This is a genomic window from Providencia sp. (assembly GCF_003533305.1).
Taxonomy (GTDB): Bacteria; Pseudomonadota; Gammaproteobacteria; order Enterobacterales; family Enterobacteriaceae; genus Providencia.
On sequence record NZ_DOEH01000007.1, the window covers coordinates 42,603 to 69,121 of the forward strand.

The 26,519-nt window shown below is 39.8% G+C and carries 27 protein-coding genes, 1 tRNA gene and 1 pseudogene; 12 read left to right on the top strand and 17 right to left on the bottom strand.

Translation table 11 applies throughout. From position 1 onward, the window contains the following. Positions 1-35: 35 nt before the first annotated feature. The gene (gene glsA, locus DD649_RS02510; protein WP_294103281.1) at positions 36-971 is read left to right on the top strand and encodes a glutaminase A; all 936 of its coding nucleotides are present in this window, start codon (positions 36-38) and stop codon (positions 969-971) included. A 90-nt stretch (positions 972-1,061) separates the two neighbouring features. Here glsA and uvrB read toward each other — a convergent pair whose 3' ends face one another. Continuing rightward, positions 1,062-3,077: an excinuclease ABC subunit UvrB gene (gene uvrB, locus DD649_RS02515; RefSeq protein ID WP_294103283.1), complete on the bottom strand. Its 2,016-nt coding sequence runs from the start codon at positions 3,075-3,077 to the stop codon at positions 1,062-1,064. 251 nt (positions 3,078-3,328) lie between these two features. Between uvrB and DD649_RS02520 the strand changes: the two genes are divergently transcribed. Beyond that, positions 3,329-3,538 (top strand): hypothetical protein, encoded by a 210-nt coding sequence (locus tag DD649_RS02520; RefSeq protein WP_294103285.1) that lies wholly within the window; start codon positions 3,329-3,331, stop codon positions 3,536-3,538. Between the two features lie 176 nt (positions 3,539-3,714). On the opposite strand, the gene bioD is transcribed toward DD649_RS02520, so the two are convergent. From bioD to bioB, 4 genes are read right to left on the bottom strand one after another with little or no spacing between them, the layout of a single operon-like run. Continuing rightward, complete coding sequence (bioD, locus tag DD649_RS02525) at positions 3,715-4,389, bottom strand: dethiobiotin synthase (RefSeq protein WP_294103287.1); 675 nt, start codon at positions 4,387-4,389, stop codon at positions 3,715-3,717. After that, positions 4,382-5,167, bottom strand: coding sequence for a malonyl-ACP O-methyltransferase BioC (gene bioC / locus DD649_RS02530; RefSeq protein ID WP_294103288.1), 786 nt, complete (start codon positions 5,165-5,167; stop codon positions 4,382-4,384). The genes bioD and bioC overlap by 8 nt, the downstream gene beginning before the upstream one ends. After that, a complete protein-coding gene (bioF, locus tag DD649_RS02535) occupies positions 5,145-6,302 on the bottom strand; it encodes an 8-amino-7-oxononanoate synthase (protein WP_336428934.1) in 1,158 nt (385 codons plus the stop codon). The genes bioC and bioF overlap by 23 nt, the downstream gene beginning before the upstream one ends. Next, a complete protein-coding gene (gene bioB, locus DD649_RS02540; RefSeq protein WP_294103291.1) occupies positions 6,303-7,340 on the bottom strand; it encodes a biotin synthase BioB in 1,038 nt (345 codons plus the stop codon). It abuts the gene before it with no gap. A 92-nt stretch (positions 7,341-7,432) separates the two neighbouring features. On the opposite strand from bioB, the gene bioA reads away from it, so the two are divergent. Beyond that, complete coding sequence (gene bioA / locus DD649_RS02545; protein ID WP_294103293.1) at positions 7,433-8,701, top strand: adenosylmethionine--8-amino-7-oxononanoate transaminase; 1,269 nt, start codon at positions 7,433-7,435, stop codon at positions 8,699-8,701. Positions 8,702-8,747: 46 nt separating this feature from the next. Here bioA and DD649_RS02550 read toward each other — a convergent pair whose 3' ends face one another. Continuing rightward, positions 8,748-8,951, bottom strand: a complete 204-nt coding sequence (locus DD649_RS02550) for a hypothetical protein (RefSeq protein WP_294103296.1) — start codon at positions 8,949-8,951, stop codon at positions 8,748-8,750. Continuing rightward, positions 8,936-9,913 (bottom strand): 6-phosphogluconolactonase, encoded by a 978-nt coding sequence (pgl, locus tag DD649_RS02555; protein WP_294103298.1) that lies wholly within the window; start codon positions 9,911-9,913, stop codon positions 8,936-8,938. Before pgl ends, DD649_RS02550 begins: the two co-directional genes overlap by 16 nt. Positions 9,914-10,259: 346 nt before the next feature. On the opposite strand from pgl, the gene DD649_RS02560 reads away from it, so the two are divergent. Further along, entirely contained in the window at positions 10,260-11,078 is an 819-nt protein-coding gene (locus DD649_RS02560) for a pyridoxal phosphatase (RefSeq protein WP_294103301.1), read from the top strand. 99 nt (positions 11,079-11,177) lie between these two features. On the opposite strand, the gene DD649_RS02565 is transcribed toward DD649_RS02560, so the two are convergent. From DD649_RS02565 to modA, 5 genes and pseudogenes are all read right to left on the bottom strand, one after another. Then, positions 11,178-11,492, bottom strand: coding sequence for a HigA family addiction module antitoxin (locus DD649_RS02565; RefSeq protein ID WP_336428938.1), 315 nt, complete (start codon positions 11,490-11,492; stop codon positions 11,178-11,180). After that, a pseudogene (locus DD649_RS02570) lies at positions 11,492-11,605 on the bottom strand (type II toxin-antitoxin system RelE/ParE family toxin); the annotation flags it as partial. The pseudogene DD649_RS02570 and the gene DD649_RS02565, both read right to left, overlap by 1 nt. 85 nt (positions 11,606-11,690) lie before the next feature. After that, positions 11,691-12,758: a molybdenum ABC transporter ATP-binding protein ModC gene (modC, locus tag DD649_RS02575; protein WP_294103305.1), complete on the bottom strand. Its 1,068-nt coding sequence runs from the start codon at positions 12,756-12,758 to the stop codon at positions 11,691-11,693. Position 12,759: 1 nt separating this feature from the next. After that, positions 12,760-13,449, bottom strand: a complete 690-nt coding sequence (gene modB, locus DD649_RS02580) for a molybdate ABC transporter permease subunit (protein ID WP_336428945.1) — start codon at positions 13,447-13,449, stop codon at positions 12,760-12,762. Between the two features lie 31 nt (positions 13,450-13,480). Further along, complete coding sequence (modA, locus tag DD649_RS02585) at positions 13,481-14,251, bottom strand: molybdate ABC transporter substrate-binding protein (protein ID WP_294103307.1); 771 nt, start codon at positions 14,249-14,251, stop codon at positions 13,481-13,483. A 275-nt stretch (positions 14,252-14,526) separates the two neighbouring features. Between modA and DD649_RS02590 the strand changes: the two genes are divergently transcribed. Next, positions 14,527-15,147 carry a hypothetical protein gene (locus DD649_RS02590; RefSeq protein WP_294103309.1) on the top strand — a complete coding sequence of 207 codons (621 nt, stop codon included), beginning with the start codon at positions 14,527-14,529 and terminating at the stop codon, positions 15,145-15,147. A 48-nt stretch (positions 15,148-15,195) separates the two neighbouring features. Further along, positions 15,196-15,609 carry a hypothetical protein gene (locus tag DD649_RS02595; RefSeq protein ID WP_294103336.1) on the top strand — a complete coding sequence of 138 codons (414 nt, stop codon included), beginning with the start codon at positions 15,196-15,198 and terminating at the stop codon, positions 15,607-15,609. 99 nt (positions 15,610-15,708) lie between these two features. Here the strand turns inward: DD649_RS02595 and DD649_RS02600 are convergent, their stop codons facing one another. Further along, positions 15,709-15,861: an AcrZ family multidrug efflux pump-associated protein gene (locus DD649_RS02600; RefSeq protein ID WP_294103311.1), complete on the bottom strand. Its 153-nt coding sequence runs from the start codon at positions 15,859-15,861 to the stop codon at positions 15,709-15,711. Between the two features lie 316 nt (positions 15,862-16,177). Here DD649_RS02600 and modE point away from each other — a divergent pair, with 316 nt between their 5' ends. From modE to DD649_RS02625, 5 genes are all read left to right on the top strand, one after another. Continuing rightward, the gene (gene modE, locus DD649_RS02605) at positions 16,178-16,966 is read left to right on the top strand and encodes a molybdenum-dependent transcriptional regulator (RefSeq protein ID WP_294103313.1); all 789 of its coding nucleotides are present in this window, start codon (positions 16,178-16,180) and stop codon (positions 16,964-16,966) included. Positions 16,967-17,107: 141 nt separating this feature from the next. Then, the gene (gene modF, locus DD649_RS02610) at positions 17,108-18,577 is read left to right on the top strand and encodes a molybdate ABC transporter ATP-binding protein ModF (protein ID WP_294103315.1); all 1,470 of its coding nucleotides are present in this window, start codon (positions 17,108-17,110) and stop codon (positions 18,575-18,577) included. A gap of 244 nt (positions 18,578-18,821) precedes the next feature. Further along, a complete protein-coding gene (locus tag DD649_RS02615; RefSeq protein ID WP_294103317.1) occupies positions 18,822-19,649 on the top strand; it encodes a CPBP family intramembrane glutamic endopeptidase in 828 nt (275 codons plus the stop codon). A 195-nt stretch (positions 19,650-19,844) separates the two neighbouring features. Then, positions 19,845-20,597, top strand: coding sequence for a 2,3-diphosphoglycerate-dependent phosphoglycerate mutase (gene gpmA, locus DD649_RS02620; RefSeq protein ID WP_294103319.1), 753 nt, complete (start codon positions 19,845-19,847; stop codon positions 20,595-20,597). A 182-nt stretch (positions 20,598-20,779) separates the two neighbouring features. Then, positions 20,780-21,520: a hypothetical protein gene (locus DD649_RS02625; RefSeq protein ID WP_294103321.1), complete on the top strand. Its 741-nt coding sequence runs from the start codon at positions 20,780-20,782 to the stop codon at positions 21,518-21,520. A gap of 67 nt (positions 21,521-21,587) precedes the next feature. Here DD649_RS02625 and aroG read toward each other — a convergent pair whose 3' ends face one another. The 3 genes from aroG to nadA all read right to left on the bottom strand — a co-directional run bounded on the left by aroG (position 21,588) and on the right by nadA (position 24,937). Continuing rightward, positions 21,588-22,643: a 3-deoxy-7-phosphoheptulonate synthase AroG gene (gene aroG / locus DD649_RS02630; protein ID WP_294103323.1), complete on the bottom strand. Its 1,056-nt coding sequence runs from the start codon at positions 22,641-22,643 to the stop codon at positions 21,588-21,590. Positions 22,644-23,101: 458 nt separating this feature from the next. After that, positions 23,102-23,824 (bottom strand): nicotinamide riboside transporter PnuC, encoded by a 723-nt coding sequence (gene pnuC, locus DD649_RS02635; RefSeq protein WP_294103326.1) that lies wholly within the window; start codon positions 23,822-23,824, stop codon positions 23,102-23,104. Positions 23,825-23,896: 72 nt separating this feature from the next. Beyond that, complete coding sequence (nadA, locus tag DD649_RS02640) at positions 23,897-24,937, bottom strand: quinolinate synthase NadA (protein ID WP_294103328.1); 1,041 nt, start codon at positions 24,935-24,937, stop codon at positions 23,897-23,899. Positions 24,938-25,186: 249 nt separating this feature from the next. Here nadA and DD649_RS02645 point away from each other — a divergent pair, with 249 nt between their 5' ends. Next, a complete protein-coding gene (locus DD649_RS02645) occupies positions 25,187-26,065 on the top strand; it encodes an aminoglycoside 6-adenylyltransferase (RefSeq protein ID WP_294103330.1) in 879 nt (292 codons plus the stop codon). A 322-nt stretch (positions 26,066-26,387) separates the two neighbouring features. Here the strand turns inward: DD649_RS02645 and DD649_RS02650 are convergent. Next, positions 26,388-26,463, bottom strand: a tRNA-Lys gene (locus DD649_RS02650). Positions 26,464-26,519: the final 56 nt, after the last annotated feature.

Sequence of the window (26,519 nt, forward strand, 5' to 3'; positions counted from 1 at the left end):
TGAAAATAATATATATTTATTAAGGAATAACTTCTATGAGAGAGATAACAAAGCTTCAAAGCGCTGTAGATAAAGCATACCAAAATTTTCGTCATGATAATGGTGGGGCTAACGCTGACTACATCCCATTTTTAGCCCAAATAGACAGTCAACTTTGCGCATTATCAATTGTAACAGTACAAGGGGATGTTATTACCGCAGGAGATGCACAGTACCGCTTTGCGCTTGAATCTATTTCAAAAGTTTGCACCTTAGCATTGGCGCTTGAAGATTATGATGCAAATACTATTCAAGAAAAAATAGGCGCGACACCAACAGGACTGCCGTTCAATTCAGTGATGGCATTAGAGTTACACGGTGAAAAACCTTTATCTCCCCTGGTTAATGCCGGTGCAATGTCGGCAGCGAGTATTATTAAGGCGCAATCAATCGAGGAACGCTGGCAGCGAATTTTAGCGATACAACAAAAATTAGGTTCAAAAGATATTTATCTTTCAGATGAATTAAATCAATCCGAACAAACAACTAATTTCCATAATAGAGGTATTGCTTGGCTATTGTATTCTGCGGGTTATCTTTATTGCGACACAATGGAAGCCTGTGATGTTTATACACGCCAATGCTCAACACTCGTCACTACTGTAGAGCTAGCAACAATGGGGGCAACAATTGCTTCCGGAGGAAAAAATCCACTAACTCAAGAGCAAGTACTAAAACCCGATAATTGCACTCGAATACTGGCCGAAATGACGATGGAAGGCATGTACGATAGTTCCGGTGATTGGGCTTATACTGTTGGTCTACCTAGTAAAAGTGGTGTCGGTGGTGGGATATTAACTGTTATACCTGGCGTTATGGCAATCGCGGCATTCTCGCCACCATTAGATACCGTAGGTAACAGTGTTAGAGGACAAAAAATGATTGCTTCAGTAGCTAAAGAATTAGATTACAATTTATACAAATGTATTTAATATAAATATCATTAATGTTTATATTAATGAGTTAACACGCATTCTGCCCAAAAGATCGAATGCGTGTAACTCAATATAAAGCAAAGCTATTTAAGAGTTTGCAATAAATTGATTTCTGAGTGTCTGTAGTTCATCTCGCACTTGCGCCGCCGCTTCAAATTCAAGATCTTGTGCGTGTTTATACATCTTCGCCTCAAGCTGAGAAATGCATTTTTCCAGTTCTTTTGTCGACATTGATTGCACATTAGCAACATTTTCATGCTTCGCATTATCTTTATTTCGGCCTTTGCCTTTACCAACTTTATGGCCAATTTGTAAGATATCGCCAACTTTCTTTTTCAATCCTTGAGGTGTGATGCCATGCTCTTCGTTAAATGCCATTTGTTTAGCACGACGACGTTCAGTTTCAGAAATGGCTTTTTCCATTGATTTAGTAATTTTATCGCCATATAGAATCGCTCGGCCATTCAAGTTACGTGCAGCACGCCCAATAGTCTGTATCAATGAACGTTCTGAACGTAAAAAACCTTCTTTATCTGCGTCTAAGATGGCAACAAGAGATACTTCCGGCATATCTAGCCCTTCTCTCAACAAGTTGATACCCACCAGCACATCAAATACGCCAAGTCGTAAATCACGAATAATTTCAACCCGTTCAACCGTTTCAATATCTGAATGAAGGTAACGTACACGTTCGCCATGCTCTTCAAGATATTCAGTTAAATCTTCTGCCATGCGCTTGGTTAATGTTGTGACTAAAACACGCTCTTCTTTTTTCACTCGAATTCGTATTTCAGAAAGTAAATCATCCACCTGAGTGGTTACTGGGCGAACTTCAATAATCGGATCGAGTAACCCTGTCGGCCTAACCACTTGCTCAATAATATCGTTGCCTGATTTATCTAACTCATAGTTACCCGGCGTGGCTGAAACATAAATGGTTTGAGGTGCTTGAGCCTCAAACTCTTCAAAACGCATTGGTCTATTATCAAGCGCTGAAGGCAGACGAAAACCGTATTCAACTAATGTTTCTTTTCGTGAACGGTCACCTTTGTACATCGCACCAATTTGAGGAATAGTCGCATGTGACTCATCGACTACCAATAAGCCGTCAGCAGGTAGGTAATCAAATAAGGTCGGTGGCGGATCGCCCGGGGCACGCCCTGAAAGATAACGAGAGTAGTTTTCTATCCCAGAGCAATATCCCAGCTCGTTCATCATTTCAAGATCAAATTGTGTACGCTGTGCTATTCGTTGTTCTTCAAGTAATTTATGGTTATCAAGTAATACTTTACGCCTATCAACAAGTTCAACTTTGATTTGCTCCATAGCTTCGAGTATGCGCTCTCGCGGTGTGACGTAATGCGTTTTAGGGTAAACAGTAAAACGTGGTACTCGGTGCTGGATCTGCCCAGTTAGAGGATCAAAAAGGGACAGTCTTTCGACTTCTTCATCAAATAATTCAATTCTTATTGCGTATTCATCAGATTCAGCAGGGAAGACATCGATCACTTCACCACGCACACGGAATGTTCCTCGCGTAAATGCCTGATCATTGCGCGTATATTGCAGATCGGCTAATCGCCTTAAAATTGAACGCTGATCGATGATCATGCCATCTGAAAGATGCAGCATCATTTTTAAATAGCTGTTTGGATCGCCCAGCCCGTAAATAGCCGATACAGATGCCACGACAATGACATCTCGACGTTCAAGTAAGGCCTTAGTAGCAGATAAACGCATTTGTTCAATATGTTCGTTTACAGAGGCATCTTTTTCAATAAAGGTATCAGAGCTAGGTACATAAGCTTCAGGCTGATAGTAATCATAGTAAGATACGAAATATTCAACCGCATTATCTGGAAAGAAAGCTTTCATTTCACTATAAAGCTGAGCGGCTAATGTCTTATTATGCGCCATCAGCATAGTAGGTCGGTTTTGGTTTGCAATCACATTGGCGATAGTAAAAGTTTTACCTGAACCCGTCACACCTAATAATGTTTGATGAGCAAGTCCATCCTCTAACCCTTCAGTTAATCTGCGTATCGCTTCAGGCTGATCACCGCCCGGCTGGAACTCGGAATACAGCTTAAAATCCTTACTCATATCTGTGCCTCTTAACGAATCTCTCCCGCTATAATACTGGATAAAAAACCAGCTTCAAGTGCTATGATTAAATTTTCTGTGTCAAGTAGTTTTAATCTATCTGTAAAAATGTTATCCCCAAAATAATACTTGACCTTTTAGAAACCATATATTTTATGCTATGACCTTTTTTAGCTTTATCGCAAATACAAATTCATGTCTTGATTTTATTTAACTCATTGATTTTTAAAATTATTACTTTAAAGTCCAGAATGACATCAAATAAAGACGAAGCCGCAGCTCACCTAGTGTTGCACCCAATTTTATCAGTTAATGCACAAGGTTATCCACAGAAATGGTGGATAACTCTGGGAGCCCTTAGTACTCATGCTTCGGCGCGAATTACAAAATTTGTTAAACATGAATTAAATGACAGTAAGATGACAAAAAAACGAAAAATTTTCATGCCGCATATTCGCTAAAAAAGAGATTTTATCTGATTTGAAGTATATTCATTAATATTAAAGGTAATCAGCTTGACAGAAAATGGGATTTTCTTATTTAAAAAGATCGGATCACAATTTAAAAAATGATGATCCTCAGTTAATTTGTATGCAGAGGATCTTATTAGATTTATTCGTAAATTGATTTCAGTATCTTATAACAAAGAGAAATTAATGTACTGACCAACTTCATTTATCGGTTTTGTAACTTGATAAGGAATTAATCCGACACAAGGTGCATTAATCATTTGATTAAGCGTTGTAAGATATTGAACCTGAAATGTGCCGGCGGGCTCTATTTCATTGGCTATCCAACCAGATAGCACTAATCCAGACGCTTTGATTGCCTGAACAGTTAATAATGCATGGTTGATACACCCAAGTTTGACCCCTACAACCAAAATCACAGGTAACTGCTGTTCTACCACCCAATCAGCAAATGTATTCTCTTTCGATAACGGTGTATACCAACCACCAGCACCTTCTACCAATACCCATTGTGCTTGTGATTGTAAGTACTCAAGCCCCTTTGTCATCACTGAAAATTCGATAGGTTTGCCCATTTTCTCACTGATAATATGCGGCGAAGTTGCGGCTTCAAATACGATAGGATTAACTTCATCGTAAGATACTTGAACAGTACTATTGGCTCGCAAAAGGAGAGCATCGTCATTACGTAGCCCTTGCTCAGTAAATTCACTCCCTGACGCAACCGGTTTGTAACCTACCGTTTTTAAACCTTGAGATTTCGCCGCTTGCAACAATGCACAGCTTGCTACCGTTTTACCAACCTCAGTATCAGTACCTGTTATAAAATAAGTTTTAGTCACGGTAAATTACTCCAAAAACAGTTTGATAAGTTAAAGGTAGGCCTTGATCTGTTATTGGATAAACAGATGCAAGTTGCTGTAGCCGTTGACGTGTCATTAATCCTTTTCGACGCTCCTTCGTTAAATGAGTCGCACCAATGCCTTTTAGTGAATTTAATAGAGCATGGATATCAGAAAAATGAACAGTATCTGCCTGCAAATTCAATTTATTGCGCCATGTTTGGCAACTTTTGAAAATAGATGAATAAGGCAAAAAAGAATTAACGTGAGAAGTACCATCAAGGATTTGCCATGCCTGAGATAATTCATTTAATGAATTTTCAGCTAATGTGGTAAATGCAATCAATCCGCCCGGTTTTGTAACGCGATAAAGCTCACTTAAGGGCTGATAAATATCTCGACACCATTGAATTGAAAGATTAGAAAATACCATATCAAATGTTTCGCGGCGAAAAGGTAATGATTCCATATCGGCGCAAAGATAATGTGCTGCTGAATTTTTATTTTTAGCCACATTCAGCATACCCGCAGATAAATCAAGCGCGGTCACTTCATTACCTCGCGCCTTCAATCTTTGGCTAAAAAACCCCGTCCCGCAACCTGCATCCAAGACTTTTAGTGGGTATATACGTTGATGCTTTTCGAGTTCAATATCTAACTGTACTAATAGCTGTTTACCACTATTTTGTTGATAATTAGCTAAAGCATCATAACGCATTGCGGCACGGCCAAAAGCGGCCGCAATTTGCTGTTTTTCACGATATGAAGACAAAATCATGCATTGCCTCCAATAACCGTTCTATATCATGCTGTTGATGGGCAGCACTAAGCGTAATTCGTAACCTTGCACTATTTGGTGGTACTGTTGGTGGCCTAATCGCTTGTACCCAAATTCCCTTTTCGCGCAAGAAATTAGCGAGTTGTAGGCTCTTATCATTATCACCAATAATTAATGGTTGAATCGCAGTCATTGACGATGCTAATTGCATATCAGGTACATTGATATTATGTCTAAAATAGTCAATATTATGCCTGAGCTGTTCTCTCGCAACATCAGCCTGTTTAACCTGCTTCACGGCTTCAGCAAGTGCAACAGCCTGAGCGGGTGGCATCGAGGTGCTATAAATTAAATGACGAGCCGTTTGAATAAAAAAATCAGCCGTATTTTCATCACAAAGAACAGCGGCACCGCTTAATCCAAATGCTTTACCGAATGTCACAACCAAAATCTCTGGTTTAATTCCTTCAGCATCACAACTTCCTCGTCCTTGACTACCTCTTATGCCAATTCCGTGAGCATCATCCACCATCAACCAAACTTGGTGCTGTTTAGCAACTTGTTGTAATTGTTCAAGTGGCGCACCATCACCATCCATACTAAAAACACCTTCAGTAATAACCAATGTTTTACCTGACGTTGTTTGCGCAAGATGTTTTTCCAGTGATTCAACACTGTTATGCTGAAAGCGTCGTAAATTAGCCCCCGAATGCATTGCTGCGTCTAAAATAGATGCGTGACTTAATTTATCCGCTAATATGCGATCGCCCTGAGACATCAATGCAGTAATCACCGCTTGATTCGCGGCAAAACCAGAAATAAATAGTAAAGCTTTTGGATAACCTAACCACTCAGCTAATTCTTTTTCGAGATCGTAATGCGCTTTGGTATAACCCGTTATATGACCTGAACCACCACTACCGACGCCATATTGCTCCGCGCCTTGTTGCCATGCTGTCACGACGTCAGGGTGATGGCTGAGTCCTAAATAATCATTTGATGCAAAATTTAAATAATGCTTTCCCTGATAATTAAGCTCTCGACCATTAGCGCCATCAATACAGCGACGTTCACGCCAAGCAAAATTCTGTTTGCGCTGTTCTAGCTGTGTTTGAATAAATAATTGCCAACTCATTTATACTGCCGCATTATAAAACTGTGAGTTATCAGCCGTTAACAAGGTTTGTGCCAATTTTGCCACTTGCTGATTATCACCTTCCACGGTATCGATGCGTTCTGGGTTAATATTCAATTTACGAAATAGTGCTAAATCTTTGTTTTCATCCGGATTTGGTGTCGTGAGTAATTTGCAGCCATAAAATACGGAATTCGCTCCTGCCATAAAACACAGCGCTTGCGTTTGCTCATTCATGTATTCACGCCCAGCAGAAAGCCGGACATACGACGCAGGCATCATGATACGTGCAACAGCAATAGTTCTAATAAAATCAAAAGCATCCACATCTTCATTATCGGCCATTGGCGTACCTTCGACTTTCATCAACATATTGATAGGCACGCTTTCCGGCGGCTTAGGTAGATTTGCTAATTGCACTAATAATGCCGCACGATCGCTGACCTTTTCCCCTAACCCTAAAATGCCGCCGGAGCAAACTTTAATCCCCGCCTCACGGACATTTTCTAACGTATCTAAGCGGTCTTGATAGGTTCTGGTGGTGATAATATTGCCGTAAAACTCAGGGGAGGTATCAAGGTTATGATTGTAATAATCAAGTCCAGCTTCAGCTAACCGACTCGCTTGCGTATTATCAATCATGCCAAGGGTCATGCAGGTTTCCATACCTAAGGATTTTACCTCTTTAACCATCATCTCCAAATAAGGCATATCTCGCTCTTTCGGGTTACGCCATGCGGCCCCCATACAAAAACGTGTTGAGCCTGCTTGCTTGGCTTTTTTCGCCGACTCAAGTACTTGTTCAACTTCCATTAATCGCTCAGTTTCTAGTCCTGTTTTATAACGTGCACTCTGCGCACAATATTTACAATCTTCAGGACAAGCCCCCGTCTTAATTGACAACAACGTACTAACTTGAACTTGTTGCGGGTCAAAATTTTGACGATGAATTTGCTGTGCTTGAAATAAAAGTTCAAAAAAAGACATTGCAAACAGTTCGTTAGCTTGTTTTATTGTCCATTGTTTTGCTTGGCTCACGGAAAGTCTCCCATTTAAAAAGTTGTTGCCAGTTTAAATATTGCGATTATCATGTCAACTAAATTAATTTAAAAAAGTTGACGACAGATTAAATGGATAGTTCTGATATTGCTTTTGATGCTAAACACATTTGGCATCCCTATACCTCAATGAGCCAGCCAATTCCTGCTTATCCAATCAAAGCAGCACAAGGTGCCGAGCTAATAATGGCTGATGGAAAAAAGTTAGTAGACGGAATGTCTTCTTGGTGGGCGGCAATTCATGGCTACAATCATCCTAAACTAAACTTAGCTGCTGCTAATCAATTAGAAAAAATGTCCCATGTGATGTTTGGTGGAATAACTCATCCACCCGCAGTTAACCTGTGTAAACAATTAGTTGCTATCACTCCTGAACCTCTTGAGTGTGTTTTTCTTGCCGACTCAGGTTCTGTTGCGGTAGAGGTTGCGCTCAAAATGGCTTTGCAGTATTGGCAAGCTAGAGGGGAGAAACGTCAACGCATATTAACGCTGCGCCATGGATACCACGGTGATACTTTCGGCGCAATGGCGGTTTGTGACCCTGACAACTCCATGCATGGCTTGTACAAAGGCTATTTGCCACCACATATCTTTATTGATGCACCAAAATGTAGATTTAACGACGAATGGGATAAATCAGACTTACTGCCACTTGAGCAACAATTAGCAGAAAATAATCATGAAATAGCGGCGATCATCCTCGAACCTATCGTTCAAGGCGCTGGTGGAATGCGTTTTTATCACCCTCAATATTTAAAGGGGGTACGCGACTTATGCAATCAATATAATTTGCTCTTAATCGCTGATGAAATTGCCACCGGTTTTGGTCGTACAGGTAAACTTTTTGCTTGTCATCACGCTGATATCTCACCAGATATTATGTGTTTAGGCAAAGCATTAACGGGAGGGTATATGACCCTCTCTGCGACTATCACGACTCGTCATGTCGCTGAAACGATCAGTAACGGTGAAGCGGGTTGCTTTATGCACGGCCCAACATTTATGGCTAATCCACTCGCCTGCGCCGTCGCTGATGCCAGTATCACGCTATTACTTAACAGCCCTTGGCAACAAACCATCGCCAACATTGAGCAGCAATTAATTAGCGAACTAATGCCTCTAGCAAACTACGCGAGTGTACAAGATGTACGCGTGCTTGGTGCAATTGGTGTTATTGAAATGAAGCAGCCAGTAGACACCGCTGCGCTACAAAAGGTTTTTGTTGCAAATGGCGTCTGGATCCGTCCATTCGGTAAACTCATCTACGTGATGCCGCCCTACATCATCACCCCAGAACAACTAAGTAAAATCACCCAAACGATCAAAAAAGTTTTAAGTTAACTCATTATTTTAAATATTCTATTTAACATACTGTTCAAATAATACTCTAAATAGTTCGGGCTGTCGCAATGCGGCCAACGAGCGAGACTCTAGGAGCGTAGATAACTACGTGACTAGAAATAGTTCGTGTTACAGGTAGGCGGCCAACGAGCGAGACTCTAGGAGCGTAGATAACTACGTGACTAGAGCGAGCAAGTGCAGCCAACACCCCTGTAGCGCGAAATATGACGAGTATTAGATTAAGACCCACATAGGGCCTTTCCCGACCCCATACCTACCTATTTGCGTCAATTTCCCCGTAATCGAGTCAATTTCAGAGACTGAGATGTGGTCTGATTTTTGCCCACTCGAAATTAAGAAGCGCCCTGTTGCATCAATATTAAAGCCCCTTGGGTGTGTCTCTGTTGGGTAACGCGCTTCTAATGTTAGCTCGCAACCGTTATCAGAAACTAAATAGTGGCTGAGATAGCTTTCGGAACGTTCACTGACATATAAATGACGGCCATCTGGCGTAATATGAATATCGGCCGCCCAGCGCTGGCTTTCGTTGCCTAATGGGTAATTTGCCAAGGTTTGCATGTTACGATAGCGAGTGAATTTACGATACACGCCCACCGTTGAATCTAGCTCATTCACACAATAAATAACTTTTTCTGTTGGATGGAATGCGAGGTGGCGAGGACCAGATTGCGTAGCAGTTGTAATTTGGTCTGCGGTTGCTTCCGTTAAATAACCATTTTCATGTAAATCAAACAAACGGATATGGTCTTCACCTAAGCACGGCACCCATAATTGTTGGTTATCTGCATCAACATGGGATGAATGGGGATTACGCAGCCCTTCTATCACTTGGATTGCAGAATTTGGTACGCCATCATTATTAATGGGTAATACCGCGAGATTACCTTGGTGATAAGAAGGGACAAACAGGTATCGGCCGCTATTATCCAAAGATAAATGAACTGGCGTTCCGGGGATGGATGTTTCTGCTTTTAACCGTAATGTCCCTTTGTCTTCCACTTCATAAGTCACAACACGAAAATTAGGGCGCACACCTATATAAAGATGTTTTTTATCATGGCTCAAGACCATCGGCTGAACCTGTCCCGGCGTCGTAACAGTCTGTATAAGTGTGAGCTCACCAACTTCGTTCATCGACCACACGTGGATTTGATGACTTTCGGGACTTGCAATATAAACAACCTGATCCATCTTGGCTCCTTGATTCATGATGAAAATATTAAAATAATACTCACTATTTCTTACTATACCCTAAGGTTAGACCGCAAGCTAAAATATACCAATAAGCACATTACACCACGTTTAATATCGCGCTAACTTAGAGAAATAAACACGGACAACAATACCGCTGATCAAATTATAAAAGATTGAATAATAATGATACTAAAACGGTTCAGTTACCGTTAAGATGCTAAAACAAACAAAACTAGCTTAATGTTAAAGCTAATAGACTTATTGCTACACCCTAAACATTTTTTACCCCTATATTTACTATGTCAGTAATATAGGCAACCTCTCAAATCACGTGGAGCCGTTTATGTCATACCGCGTTATTGCGCTCGATCTCGATGGAACACTGCTTGATCATCAAAAGAAAATTTTACCTGAATCTTTAGCAGCCTTAAATGAAGCTCGTCGCCAAGGTGTTAAAGTCATTATCGTGACAGGTCGTCACCATGTGGCTATCCATCCTTTTTACCAAGCTTTAGATCTTGATACCCCTGCAATCTGTTGTAATGGGACTTATCTTTATGATTATTTGGGTAAAAAAGTACTCAAATCAAATCCTATGACACTAGATTCAGTCACCAGTATGATTGATAAATTACGTGGCTCTGATATTCAACATCTAATGTATGTTGATAACGCAATGCTATACAACGCACCGACTGAGAGCATCAAACGCACGCTCAATTGGGCAGAAACATTACCACAAGCTCAGCGTCCAACGATTGAATTTGTTGAAGATTTTGCTCATGTTATGCATGACTATGACTCTATTTGGAAGTTTGCAGTCAGCTCACCTGACCTCGACCAACTTAACCAAGTGATCCATGAAATCGAAACCGATCTCGGTCTTGATTGTGAATGGTCTTGGGTTGATCAAGTGGATGTAGGTCGTAAAGGTAACAGTAAAGGTCAACGCTTAAAAGAATGGGTTGAATCACAAGGTATGACGATGAAAGATGTCGTTGCTTTTGGTGATAACTTCAATGACTTAAGTATGTTAACCACCGCAGGTTTAGGTGTCGCTATGGGCAATGCCGTTGATGAAATCAAACAACAAGCTGCTCTCGTCACCCGTGAAAATACCGAACCCGGCATCGCCGAGGTTATCCGTAAATACGTTTTATAGCAGTTTGTTTGAGGTTTTTCACTATCTCAGCTTAACTCGCCTTTTAATGAAACCGCTTAAATTTAGGCGGTTTTTTCGTTTATGTTATTCACTTTTACATCAATGAGTTGATGAAATCTCATTTGTTTCTGTATTTTCACCATATCGTTCAATTTTCGAAGTATCAATTTTGTCCTCCAATTGCCTTAAATCATAAGCAGTTTGAAGACGTAACCAAAACTCAGGAGTACTCCCTAAAGCGGCTGCAATTCGAATAGCCAGTGAAGGTGTTAAGTTCGTTTTTCCAGCCAGAAAACGAGATACTGTTGCAGGTGTAACACCAATATTTAATGCAAAACGACGACCACTGATACCCATATCGTCCAAGTCGCGAGCAATGATCTCTCCAGGATGTGAAACTTTAAACTGTCTCATTAATGATAGTCCTCATAGTTCAGAATATAAGTATCGCCCTTTATAAACTGAAAATTAATACACCAATTCGCTCTCACAGTAATAGACCAGTATCCCTCACGATTACCTTTCAACAATACCTCGGGGAGCATACATAAGTACGTGACCTGAATAACTGAGTGAAGCCAACAACGCCACAGCGCGAAGTACAACGAGTCATTATAATTGGCGAGAGAGAGAGACCGCCTTAACCTGAGCATAGACTTTTCGCCCCTTACGAATAGAAAGCTCATCTCGCGCCCAGCGGGTAATTCTCGCCCAAAGATAATGTTCATCGCCTAAATCTAATTTAACATCGACTTGTTCGCCATCTTCAATCCATTCCACCACTTCTGCTGATAGAATATTACGAATACTACTAACCTGCGGTTTTTCTAAGACCAATGAAACATCCGATGCATCGATACGTATGCGTAATTCACTGCCTTGCACAGTATTCACGCGAGGGATCCACAATTTTTGTCCGCCCACCATCACGGCAGTCATCGCATAGTCAGGGTGCTGACTGTGTACCACGACTCCAATAACGCTACTCAGCGTTTCTTGCTGCAACCACGGCCGTAATGCACTACTTGCCCACACTTCTTCTAATGGGCCAAAGGCTTTCACTTTACCTTGAGCCATCACGATAACTTTATCCGCCAATCGTAATATTTCATCAAGGCTATGACTAACATACAAAATAGGGATTTTAACATCTTGTGACAGCTTTTCTAAATAAGGTAATAATTCACGTTTACGAGGTAGATCTAATGAGGCCAAAGGTTCATCCATCAATAAAATTTCTGGCGCAGTCAATAATGCGCGACCTATCGCTACCCGTTGCTTTTCACCACCGGATAACGTAATAGGAAAACGATGAAGTAACTCTTCAATACCTAATAATTCCACAATATCGTCAAAACGAGCTTTCATTACTGGCGCCATACCATAGCGCAAATTGCCTTTAACTCGATAATGCGGAAACAACCGTGCATCTTGAAATACATAACCAATATGACGCTTTTCAGGTGGTAAACAAATGCGTTTTTCAGTATCGACCAAGGTGCGTCCATTGAGCACTATCCGCCCTTTATTGGGCTTGGTTAATCCGCCAATTACATTGATTAATGACGTTTTTCCGGCACCTGAAAGTCCAAAAACGGCAGTTATACTCTCGGTGGGTAACTGAGTTTTAACTTCTAGTTGTAATTCACCCAGTTTTTGGGAGAAATCAAGTTCTAACATATCAAGCAACTCCCAAACGCTTTTTACCCCAACGGGTCAGCCACTCTGAAATTAATAAAGAAACCAAGGCTAAAATAATCGCGATAATACACAAACGCGCTGCATCCACTTCTGCGCCAGGGGTTTCTATCAAGGTGTACATAGCGAGAGGAATAGTCTGCGTTTCACCAGGAATATTGGAAACGAAAGTAATCGTCGCACCAAATTCACCAAGAGAACGCGCAAAAGCTAACACGGTACCGACAATAATACCCGGTAAAGAAAGTGGGATCGTAATAGTAAAGAAAACCATTAGAGGTGTTGCCCCTAATGTTCTAGCAGCTTGCTCCAATTTTCTATCGACTGCTTCAAGAGCTAAACGGATAGCCCTGACCATGAGCGGAAAAGCAACCACCGCTGAGGCTAATGCCGCGCCGCGCCAACTAAAGGTAAAGCTAAAGCCAAACCAATCATATAGCCATTCACCAATAAAACCGCGTTTTCCCATACTTATCAATAACAAATAACCCACTACCACCGGCGGTAATACCAGTGGTAGATGGATAATGCTATCGAGCAGTGTTTTACCCGGAAAATTACAACGGACTAATATCCAAGCAACAAGAATGCCAAGAGGCAGACTAAATGCCACCGCAACTCCCGACACCTTTAGACTTAGATAAATCGCTTCCCATTCATAAGCACTTAACATCTGCAATACGATAGTCTCTTAACAAAAATTATTAACGTGGAGTAAAACCGTAACGTTTGAATACTTCTGAAGCCGCTGGGGTTTTCAAATATTCATAATAGTCACGAGTCGCTTTATTATCCTGATCTTTCACAATAGCCATTGGATATTCAACGGGTTTATGTGAATCAGCAGGAAAGATACCAACTACTTTAACTTTTTGACTTGCTACTGCGTCTGAACCATAAACAATGCCCAGTGGAGCTTCTTGACGTTCAACCAGTGCCATTCCACTACGCACGTTATTAGTACGTGCTAACAATGGATTGACTGTATCCCAAGCACCTAAACTAGTTAACGCTTCTTTTGCATAGATACCGACAGGAACATGATCAGGATCGCCAACCGCTAAGCGACCGCCATCTAATAGTTTTTTCCAATCAGTTTGTTTATTAATTTCAACTTTATCGATTTTAGAGTCTTTCGGCGCAATCAGTACTAATTCGTTACCTAGCAAAGTATAACGCGTATCAGCAACCATTATTTTTTTATCAATAATATAGTCCATCCACTGCTGATCAGCCGAAATAAACATATTCGCAGGTGCGCCCTGCTCGATTTGGCGAGCTAACGTTGACGATGATGCATAAGAGGCCACCACTTCAACATTATGATCTTTTTTGTATTGCTCAGATATTTCATTCAGTGCGTTCGTCAGTGATGCCGCAGCAAATACTGTAATTTTTTCAGCCGCAAAGCTATGACTTGCCATCGTCAATGTTAGCGTGGCGCCAGCGAGCAGTTTTACTAAACCTTTTTTCATTTTAATCCACCATAGTATGAGTTAACTCGCTATATATATCAGGACACAACGATAACTTAAAGACAAAGTATGAATAAAAGTGTGCTAACGCAATAAAACAGGCAATTTAGTGCCCCGCTATACTTACAAAATTATGGGTAGCTTGTTTATTTTTCCAACAAAATCGCTTTTATATAGTTGGCTATTTATTTTTCTTGTAATTTTACAATCGCGAATAATAAGCATAGCAATATTATTTGCTGACGATTACCTGCAATATATAAAAGGAAAAAATAATGATGATCCCCTCTTACCTTCCTTCGCTAAATGTTACCCAGTTTAATCACTTATTCATGGACATAATCAAACCTGACATTTTTGAGACATTATGTATATCGGCAAGAAATGGTGATTTTTATAGTATTGAAGCACTAAATAATATCGCATTACGACAAGATGCCATTGGTCAACAAGCTGAAAATGAGTTATTCAATTTATTTAGCGGAAATCAATCAGAAAAAAAGGGAAGTGCTAACAAAATACAAAAGGGAGTTGATAGTGAAATACAAAAAGCGAGCTTAGCGCTATATAACATAGCTCATCATAATAGAACCAAAAATAATAATGATATGCAGAAACTTCATGCACCGTCGAAACTTCTTTATATCGCGGGCTCTACCCTCACCAATATAACCGAGAAACAGGCATTATCGATGCTTTTAATAGGAAATCAATCCGCTCAATCACCCAATGAACAACTTGGTGAGCTTGATATTTGGGGGGAGAATCGGATGCTGCAAACAGATGAAATTAATGCAACGACTAAAAAAATAGCTCGTGGTACCCCTGATATTTCAATTAACTTCCCTATTGGCATCACACATTCACATGACAATATATTAAATGAAATAATTTAAGAAAAACAAAAAGATAAAAATTTTCTTAATCAGCCTGAATTATTTCCAATCAATACAGGAAATCACTGGATTTTATTTATGCTCTATAAAGATCTATCTGATAATAAAGTTAAAAACATCGTATTTAACTCCTATCATGAATTAGATCAGTCCATAAAAGTGAACCTAACCAGATCAGCAAAAAAAGCGGGACTGACAGAAGAGTCTGATATCACATTTATCGAAAGGAACATTCAAGATAACGCGCCCAATGGCTGTGGGCTGTTTGTTGTTAAAGCTATTGAACTGATTTGTCAGACACCAGAACAAAATCCAGAGGATAAATTAAAATCATTTACCCAAGAGTTCGTGAAAAAATCTATTGAAGAACAGCGATTATTCAATCAACAAATCCGTCGTCAGCTATACGGCGTATACCATGATGATATTTTTTATAAAACTAAGGAAACTGAGCGCCTGTAACTTATTGAGCAAGGAAACATAATGCTAAATGATATTGCCCCCTGAACATTGAAATATTCAAGGGGCAAATAATTAGATAGAAAACAAATTAGCTAAGCGCTACTTGTTCTCAGAATTGTGATGATGTGGAACGTGTGCTTTTGACAACAAGTTAAAGAAAGCACCAAGACCATAAATCAGTCCCATAATCAAAAACATCACAACTGGAACCATCATGAGGGCGAAGCCCAAACTTTTTATCAGTTCTAACATTAAAAGCCTCTTCAGTGATACTGTGCCCACCAGCCTACTGATACGCTGACGAGGAAAAAATAACCGAATTTAAATAATAACGCATAATCAGATGATATACCCTATATAATTTAAATTGCATGTAAATGCTAAGGGAAGCAGTTCCAATAAACACACCTAACTAAGTGATTTAAATGCCTTAGCAATAACTACACCCATGTAATTTGAAGTAAGACAGGTATAATGCAGGCTATTTTAGCGATATTATCACTATAACGTCATGCTAAACGTGCTTTTTAGGTCCATCTCGACCAATCTGACAAAAGGGGTCAATATTATGCAGGCAGAAATTTTACTCACATTGAAATTACAGGGTAGTTTATTTGCTGACCCTCGTCGTATTGCACTGTTAAAACAAATAAAAGCGACAGGTTCAATTAGCCAAGGCGCTAAATTGGCAGGTATTAGCTATAAAAGTGCGTGGGATGCAATTAACGAAATGAATCAACTCACCGATGATGTTCTGCTAAATAGAGCCACTGGTGGCAAAGGCGGCGGTGGCACCACATTAACACCTTATGGTGAGCGCTTACTTCAACTTTACGATTTACTGGCACAAATCCAGCAAAAAGCCTTTGATGTACTCAAAGAAGATAATTTGCCTCTCGATAGCCTGCTCGCCGCAATTTCACGTTTCTCGTTACAAACCAGTGCCCGTAATCAATTTTTCGGCACCTTAATCGCTCGTGACCACAACCATGTCCAACAGCATGTACAAATTCGCCTTGCAGATAACCGTACCGTTATCAATGCCGCGCTAACGGAACAAAGTGCGAACCGTTTAGGGCTTATTGAAGGTAAAGAAGTTCTAGCGCTAATCAAGGCTCCTTGGGTCAAACTGACCAAACAAACTAACTCACATAATTTTGATAACCATTTACCGGGTAAAGTCACCACATTAGAGCGCGGAAAAGAAAACAGTGAAGTATTACTAACCCTATCAGGTGGCGAAACCTTGTGCTCAACATTAAGCAATTCAGACGTCGATACACTAAAATTAAATATTAATGATGATGTTACTGCCCTATTCAATGCAGATCAGGTCATTATCGCAACACTTTGTTAAATCTTACAGATTTTATTATCTTACAAAATTAACGCGCATTCGCTTTATTTAGCCTGAGATATCGTTCAACTGTTGACTTTGTCTTCAATCCTGATTATTTGTGATAGAAGGCATGGTCAATAATAACGATAAGGAAGCTTGATGAGCACAATAACAATACAGCATGGCAGCTTTAAGCTCAGTGACACCCAGACTCTCAACATCCCTGAATTAACCATAAATAAAGGGGATAGTTGGGCATTTATTGGCGCCAACGGAAGTGGTAAATCATCCCTCGCACGCGTTCTTTCCGGTGAGCTTCTTCCTCTTTCTGGTGTTGTAAAAAGTACCTTTAACGCACCTTTTCGCCTTTCTTTTGAGCAATTACAAAAAATCATTAGTGAAGAATGGCAGCGCAATAATACCGATTTGCTCAGTGATGATGAAGATGATACCGGCTATACCGCAGCTGAAATTATACAATTCAATCATAAAGATAATGAATATTGCTTAGAGCTTGCTGCCAAATTTGGGATTAGCGACTTACTTTCTCGCCGGTTTAAATACCTCTCATCAGGGGAAACGCGCAAAGTATTACTCTGCCAAACCTTAATGGGGCAACCTGACCTTTTGATTCTCGACGAACCTTTTGATGGCCTTGATATTTACTCAAGAAATAATCTTAGCGAACTATTATATTCGTTATCTGAAAAAGGCCTCACCCTTGTTTTAGTACTCAACCGTTTCGATGAATTACCTGAATTTATTGAAAATATGGGAATTGTCGCAGATTGTTCTCTAAGCCTTTGTGGAAAGAGAGAGTCAGTACTCGCTAACACGCTTATCACGCAGTTACAGCACAGCGAAAAAATTAAACAGCTTTCGATTCCCGAAACAGAAGATCCCACCAGCGATAATGGACTTGATAACGAAACGCCTCGCATCATTCTAAAAAATGGGGTGGTAAGTTATAACGATAAACCTATTTTGCATGGTTTGAACTGGCAAGTGAACCCAAATGAACACTGGCAAATTATTGGTGAAAATGGTGCAGGAAAATCAACCTTATTAAGTTTGATTACAGGTGATCATCCTCAAGGCTACAGCAATGATTTAACCCTCTTTGGCCAGCGCAGAGGCACTGGTGAAACTATTTGGGATATCAAACGTCATATTGGTTATGTCAGCAACAGTATTCACCAAGAATATCGCGTATCCACTAATGTAATTACCGTGATTATCTCAGGATTTCATGACTCTATTGGCTTGTATCAAACCCCTTCAGATAGGCAAATACAATTGGCTCATGAATGGCTGAGGCTATTGGGTTTTCCTGCGAAAACAGCGCAACAACCATTTCATAGTTTATCTTGGGGACAGCAACGATTAGCTTTAATCGCTCGGGCATTGGTTAAACACCCTGCGATGCTTATTTTAGATGAGCCTTTACAAGGATTAGATGGAATTAACCGTTTGTTAGTACTACGTTTTATTGATGTTATGTTGAGCCAAGGGACAACCCAACTTTTGTTTGTGTCTCATCATCAAGAAGATGCACCATCTTGTATTACTCATCGGTTGATCTTTGTTCCTGAGGGAAATAAATATCGCTATGATATTGAAACACTTTAAATAGAAACTCTGTTTTCTGTTCTTTACTCTGATCTGCGCCGGTAAGCAATAACTCACTGTTTATCGGCGAATTTAATCCAATGATTAATAATAAGTATCAAATATATAAATAGCTAATCTACTAATTTTTAAAACCTTTCTGTGGAATCAATAAGATTAATTCAATTTCAAGTCGAAATGAGAATGAAAATCCTTAAACTCTTTCGCTCTTAATAATTTCAAATACTTATCTAGGTGTTTTTTTATGGTTTGGTTAACGTTGGCCTCTTCACTTGCAATACTTTCGTCACATCGATTAATCGCTGCTTTGCTACTATTAGTTTCTATTGGCTTAGCTTTTTTTGCTCATATCATCAACTGGCAAGTAATTTTACTTCTGACTTTTATTGTTATTATTGGAGGGATTCATTTCTACTTTAAACATAACTTAATCTTAAAAATCAGTAGTGAAATTATGCTTATTGGATGCGCCGTTGGACTCTTTATTCATCTTTTTCCGGGCTTTAATAACACAAAATATTTAGATAAAGTGATCGTAGGGCCACAAAGCTCACCCTTTAGCATGTATTTTAATTTTGATAAGGCACTGATCCCTTTTATTCTATTAGCCTGTTTACCAACACTATTTTCTTCTCGTCCAACCAAAACTGCGACATGGCGCCAATGGGGATTACTTGTCATCGCGGTTCCCATTCTACTTCTCGTTGCCGCTTTTGCAGGCGGCCTTGGCTTTGAATTACACTTTCCTACATGGCTACCCGCTTTCATTCTTTGTAATCTATTTTTTGTATCGTTAGCTGAGGAAGCACTATTTCGAGGATATTTACAGCAACGCCTAACGTTATGGCTTGGCTCTCCTTACCTTGCTCTGATACTCAGTGCGCTATTATTTGGTGGCTTACATTTTGCTGGTGGCCCATTATTAATCCTCTTTGCAACCCTTTCTGGTGTCATTTATGGTCTAGCTTGGATGTGGAGTGGTAAATTATGGCTTGCTGTATCGTTTCACTTCGGGTTAAATCTAGTTCATCTGTTATTTTTCACTTATCCAGTAAAAATGTTTATTGGATAAAAAAACAACAGCTCGAACCATTTTTTTATCGCTTTCTAGGTTAAATTTTCACTTAGAAATAGGATTGGCGATGAGTTTTTTGATTTGGTTTGGGTAAATAGTCAGTTGCTACTAGCGTTCGGTTTGACTATCCCTATAATATAAGTCAGCAATGATTTATTTCTAATTTTGAATGTACTGATAGGAGTTTTAGCTATGGCTGTAACTAAACTGGTTTTGGTAAGACACGGTGAAAGTGAGTGGAACAAAGAAAACCGTTTCACAGGTTGGACTGATGTAGAATTATCAGAAAAAGGCCGTGAAGAAGCAAAAATCGCAGGTCAACTGTTAAAAGATGAAGGCTTTGTTTTTGATTTTGCTTATACCTCAGTACTAAAACGTGCTATCCATACCTTATGGGGCATTCTTGATCAGGTTGAACAGCAATGGCTGCCTGTTGAAAAAAGCTGGAAATTAAATGAACGCCACTATGGTGCTCTGCAAGGTTTAGACAAATCAGAAACTGCCGCTAAATACGGTGACGAGCAAGTTAAACTGTGGCGCCGTGGTTTTGCAATCACACCACCAGAATTAACCAAAGATGATGAACGTTACCCAGGTCACGACCCACGCTACGCAAAACTTTCAGACAGCGAATTACCTGTAACTGAAAGCTTAGCAACGACTATCGAGCGTGTTATTCCTTATTGGGAAGAGGTTATCAAACCACGTGTTGAAAGTGGCGAGCAAGTTATCATTGCTGCGCACGGTAACTCACTGCGTGCATTAGTAAAATACTTGGATAACATGGGTGAAGATGAAATTCTAAACCTGAATATCCCGACAGCCGTACCGATGGTTTATGAATTCGATGAAAACATGAAACCTATCAAACGTTACTACTTGGGCAACCAAGACGAAATCGCGGCAAAACAAGCTGCTGTAGCGAATCAAGGTAAAGCTAAGTAATTTACTTTCTTAACCTCTGATATTAAGGATTGAGCTAATCACTCAATCCTTTTTTATTTGATATCAGTTATCTATCAATAAGCGTCCATATATCTTTGATAAGAATAATGTCACTATGGTTTTAGAAAAGGCCAGAACCGACTATCATAGAGAAAAATAATTGAAAGGCTTATAAAACAAAAATGAATAAATTTAATCTCTATGTTTGGGTGGGGCTAGTACTGAGCGCCAGTATTTTAGGAACGCTAGTTTATATGATCCAAACCGGTGAACTTATCGTCGATGGCTCGAATGGCGCAGCAAACGCTGAGCTAATGAAGACCTTAATGATTATCGCCTGTGTCAGCTTTCCCATACAACTTCTCAGCATGATGTTAATGAGCTATAAGCCTAGACTATCCATTGCGGTAGCCATCATTAGTAGCATAGCATTAATGCCAATTACAATTGTATTTGCGATGGGTATGGTTTTTTCAGCGATCCGCTGGCGCTACCATCAATTAACCCCTTTTGATACCACCATCAATGTCGATTTTGATATCAGTCTACCATTTAATAAACGCCAAAATACCCTGATTGTCATCCCATTAGCCATCGTCAGCATTGCCTTCATCATATTGAGTCAAAGCTTAGGTATGTTCTTATTCGTACTTACGATATTTATCGGCTTTTTTGGTAAACGTGCCAGCAATAGTATTTATTTAGCGATTAAAGATGCACACTTTTATATTCGCCCGAATATTTTTGCCCATTGCTATCGAATTCCACTTCAAGACGTGAAATATGTTAAAAGCGAAAAAGGAAAAATGTATTTTGATGTTCAGACGGATACTGAAGTACTGCAATTAACGGCAACTCCAGCGAATGCAACACCTGAAGAGCAAACTAAACTGGAAGAGTTATTAAATAGAATTCAAAAATAGATAAAACAATAAAGCCAGTTTAACGAGGTTATTTCATCGCGATAACTGGCTTTATTATGACTAAATTTTATCGATTACGGCGAGCAATTACCGCATCAGATAGCTGACGTAACACTTTTTCAGTATCATCCCAACCAATACATGCATCAGTAACACTTTTGCCATAAACTAGTGGTTCGCCAGATTCCAAGTTCTGGTTACCTTCAACCAGATTACTTTCAATCATAATACCTGTAATTGAACGGTCACCTTGGCTGATCTGTTGGCTAACATCAGTGGATACTTCCATTTGTTTTTCAAACTTTTTGCTACTATTAGCATGGCTAAAGTCAATCATGATACTAGGTACTAAACCTGCCGCTGTTAAGTTTTCACCTACCGCTTTTACATGCTCAGCGCTGTAATTAGGTGTTTTACCGCCACGTAAAATAATATGACAATCAGGGTTTCCGCCTGTATTCACAATTGCAGAATGCCCCCATTTAGTGACCGATAAGAAACAGTGCCCAGAGCGTGCAGAATTAATCGCATCAATAGCAATTTTAATTGTGCCATCTGTACCATTTTTAAACCCAACCGGGCAAGAAAGCCCAGATGCTAATTCACGGTGAATTTGTGATTCAGTGGTGCGCGCACCGATTGCGCCCCAGCTCATCAAATCAGCCACATATTGTGGGCTAATCACATCCAAAAACTCACCAGCAGTCGGTAAACCTTGATCATTAATGGTTAATAATAATTCACGAGCAATACGCAAACCATCATTAATATTAAAGCTATTATCCATATGAGGATCGTTAATAAGCCCTTTCCAGCCTACTGTTGTTCGCGGTTTTTCAAAATAGACACGCATAACAATTTCAAGTGAACCTTTTAGCTCTTCACGCAACTTAATTAAGCGTTGGGCATATTCCAATGCCGCTTTGGTATCATGAATAGAACAAGGGCCAATCACCACAACTAAGCGATCGTCTTTACCTACTAAAATATTATGAATAGCAAGGCGTGCTTCATGAACGGTAAACGCCGCTTTCTCAGTTGCTGGAAATTTTTCAAGCAAAGCAATCGGAGGTAATAACTCTGTTATTTGTTTTATTCTAACGTCATCGTTCTGAAAATTCATACCTGTATATCCAATGTTTATTATTTTTACTTTAGTTGATTTGCATACCCAATTGATTTCAAGTTTTCATACAGTAAACTTCTCACGCAATAGATTTGTCACATCACAAATAATAAAGCGCTCTTGGGCAAATAACTGAAGTTCCTTACAGCGCCCAAATTTATAACCAAAAACTTGAAGATCACAGGCATCGAATTTTCAATCTAACTGTTCAAACGCCTCCTGTAAACAGTCAAATACCGGATGAAATGACTATTTATTCTGCTTCTGATTATAAAATGAGGTCATATGTTATTATTTAGCACAATAACTAGGCTTATAGGTCATCTAACAGTGCAAAAAAAAGAAAAAACGGCAAAATAACGATAATGTTACTTTAGCCGTTTTAAGTTGTTTTTTTGTACTTTCGTACAATTTAACGCTTAAATATAACTAGGCGGCTTAATCCTCATTGAGAACTACTTGCGCGCCAATGGTGAATAGCCATTTTCTTTTGCGGAGCGAATCCACAGTCTTGAGCCATTTAGTGCGATACCAAGCAATATCAAATACTCTAAAGACATTGCGTAAACACCCTGAATAAAGAAAATCACAATACTAATAATATTGATAACCACCCATACTAGCCAGTTTTCAACATATTTGCGTGTCATCAACACCATGGCAACAACTGATAATACCGTCATTGTCGAATCCCAGAATGGGAATGCATCAGGTTCAATAGTTGGCATAGCCAGGTTAGCGCCAAATGCATTCAATAATTCAACAGCCCATGTCGCTAATACACCAAATACTGCATCAATATTAAAGGTTAGGTAAGCTATAGCTAACACTGACACGACTAATGTCATCATTGCTTTAGGTAAACTTAACCAGCGAATTTGTAGCTCCGCCTGTTGGCTGCTGGTAACTCGACTCCAGGCATACCACCCATAGATATTTGCCACAAAGAAAAAAACTTGTAATAGCAAATTTGCATACAGCTGAATTTGAAAGAAAATTACCGCAAATAACGTAACGTTAATCAGTCCAAACAAGTAATTAATCGTTTTCTCAAAGCTTGCCAGTAAAATGCAGAGTAAACCTGCAATAGTACCGACGGCTTCAATATACGATAGATCATAAACTGAATCCCATAACGGAATTTGAACTAACGTATTGGTTGTGCTAAAGAAATCCATCCCTAAATCCTATATAAGTTTGTGTTAAAATAGCATTGCTCATTACGACCATGACCACTAAATTGTGTACGCCTATTTTAGGCTCATGGCAAAATCCAACATTTTATTTAATGGTAACATAGCTTTTTGTCGTAGCTGCTCGCTCACTTGAATTTGATGCTGTTGTTCACGTCCCTCTAGCGCCTCTGCAATCGCTTTTAAACCATTCATTGCCATCCAAGGGCAATGTGCACATGTTCGACAAGTTGCTCCCTCACCAGCCGTTGGAGCGATATATAATGACTTATCAGGACATGCCTGCTGCATTTTGTAAAAAATGCCTTTATCGGTCGCCACTATCATAGAAGGATTCGGTAAGGTTTGAGCCGCTTTAATTAATTGGCTAGTCGAACCAACCGCATCAGCAAGTTCAACAATAGCTTGAGGAGATTCAGGATGAACAAGCACTGCTGCTTCTGGATATAACGCTTTCATTTTTTCCAATGATTGCGTTTTAAATTCATCGTGAACGATACAAGCGCCATCCCAACATAAAATATCCGCACCTGTTTGCTGTTGCACATATCGGCCTAAATGACGGTCTGGCGCCCAAATAATTTTTTCACCTAGGCTATCGAGGTGATCGATCAGCTCAACGGCAATACTAGATGTTACCACCCAGTCAGCTCGAGCTTTGACAGCAGCAGATGTATTCGCATAAACAACAACTGTTCTATCTGGATGTTCATCGCAAAAACGAGCAAATTCGTCTTCTGGGCAACCCAAATCTAATGAACATTGGGCGTCCAATGTTGGCATTAATACATTTTTTTCTGGACTTAAGATTTTAGCGGTTTCCCCCATAAATCGAACCCCAGCAACTAATAATGTAGACGCGGGATGAAGAGAGCCAAAGCGCGCCATTTCTAATGAGTCTGCAACACATCCACCAGTTTCTTCAGCTAACGCTTGGATTTCTGGGTCGGTATAATAATGGGCCACGATCACCGCATTTTTTTCAATCAGCAACGATTTGATTCGTTCCCGATAAAATGCTTTTTCATCCGAGCTTAGTAACGCAGGTTTAGCCGGGAATGGATAAATTGACTGGTTAAAATCAATAAACTCGCTCATCTCTTGCCTCTGTTTAGCATAACGCGATTTTATAACGACAATCGAGAATTAAATCACTCAATACGCTTATTTTTGTTTTATATACTAAACACGATACCCCACTTTAACGAACAAGTCTTTACCATTTTTAGCAAACCAAACTGTTTTTATCTATACCTGATACCCTTTACTTGCTTTACATTAGTTTTTTCGCTTTTAATCCACTTTATCGGTATCGTAGTCGTTCTTGTTATACTAGATAGGTTAGTTATGGAATCACCTGCATCGTTAATAAATAAAATAATTTCTATTTCATTACTTGATCCTAGAATTGAGGCTGTTGTGCTGACCGGCTCTAGAGGACGAGAGCAACATATAGATAGCTATTCAGATATAGACATCGAATTAATTGGTCACGGTGTTACTGAGCTATTTACTGAAAAGGAATGGATTAATCATTTTGGGCAACCACTCGTTGCATTACATCTCTTAAATGGTGGTGAAAACGAGCCAGAATCACCAACTTGTTTAGTCATTTATGAGGAGGGTAGGAAAGTTGATTTCACCTTCGCAGAGCCTGAACGCCTTAGTAAGATGAAAAAAGAAGGTTTAGACGGTACTTTTTCTCGTGGCTATGCCGTTTTATTAGATAAAAGTGGCATTACTGATGGGCTGCCAACTAAATCAAATAATACATCACTACTGCCTAGCGCACTGACTGAAACAGAGTTTGAAGAACTAATTTCTGATTTTTGGTATGAAGCGCATCAAGTTGCGATTGCATTAACACGTAATGAGCTGTGGATGGCTTGGTCTCGAAGTGCAGATATGAAGCAAAATTTCTTATCTTTATTAGAACTTTTAGTTTCTAACAAAAGTATGACTGAACAAAATGTTTGGTATGGTGGTCGAAAATACCATGATTGGATGCCTGAACATTTTATCAATGCACTCGAAACTATTTTCGATTGTAGTACCGCCCAAAAAGCAGCGCTATCACTTAATTGTTTGATGGCATGTTTTCTTGAAGTAGCAACCGAGTTGGCCCCATTATTAGGTTATGACGGAAAACTAGCAGTAGGAAATAAAATGCAAGCTTTAGTCAGAGATATTCTAATGGACAACGGATTAATCGCTGAAGATATTTAGCACTAGAAAATAGCATCAAGTATATGGCAAAGGACTGCTATATTTTGTGAGCCGTTAGATGGCAATACTTATCGGGGTATCTGCGAGTTTGCTACTGATAAGAACTAAGATGGTGGGCCGTGCGGGATTGTTCAGCCTTCGGCTTCAACCCTACGGGTCGAACCTGCGACCAGCTTGTCGAGGTATCTGCGAGTTTGCTACTAATAAGAGCTAAGATGGTGGGCCGTGCGGGATTGTTTAGCCTTCGGCTTCAACCCTACGGGTCGAACCTGCGACCAGCTTGTCGGGGTATCTGCGAGTTTGCTACTAATAAGAGCTAAGATGGTGGGCCGTGCGGGATTCGAACCTGCGACCAATTGATTAAAAGTCAACTGCTCTACCGACTGAGCTAACGGCCCATCTTAAAACTTTCTACTGCTTTTACAATCTAAAAAACTTTAAGATGGTGGGCCGT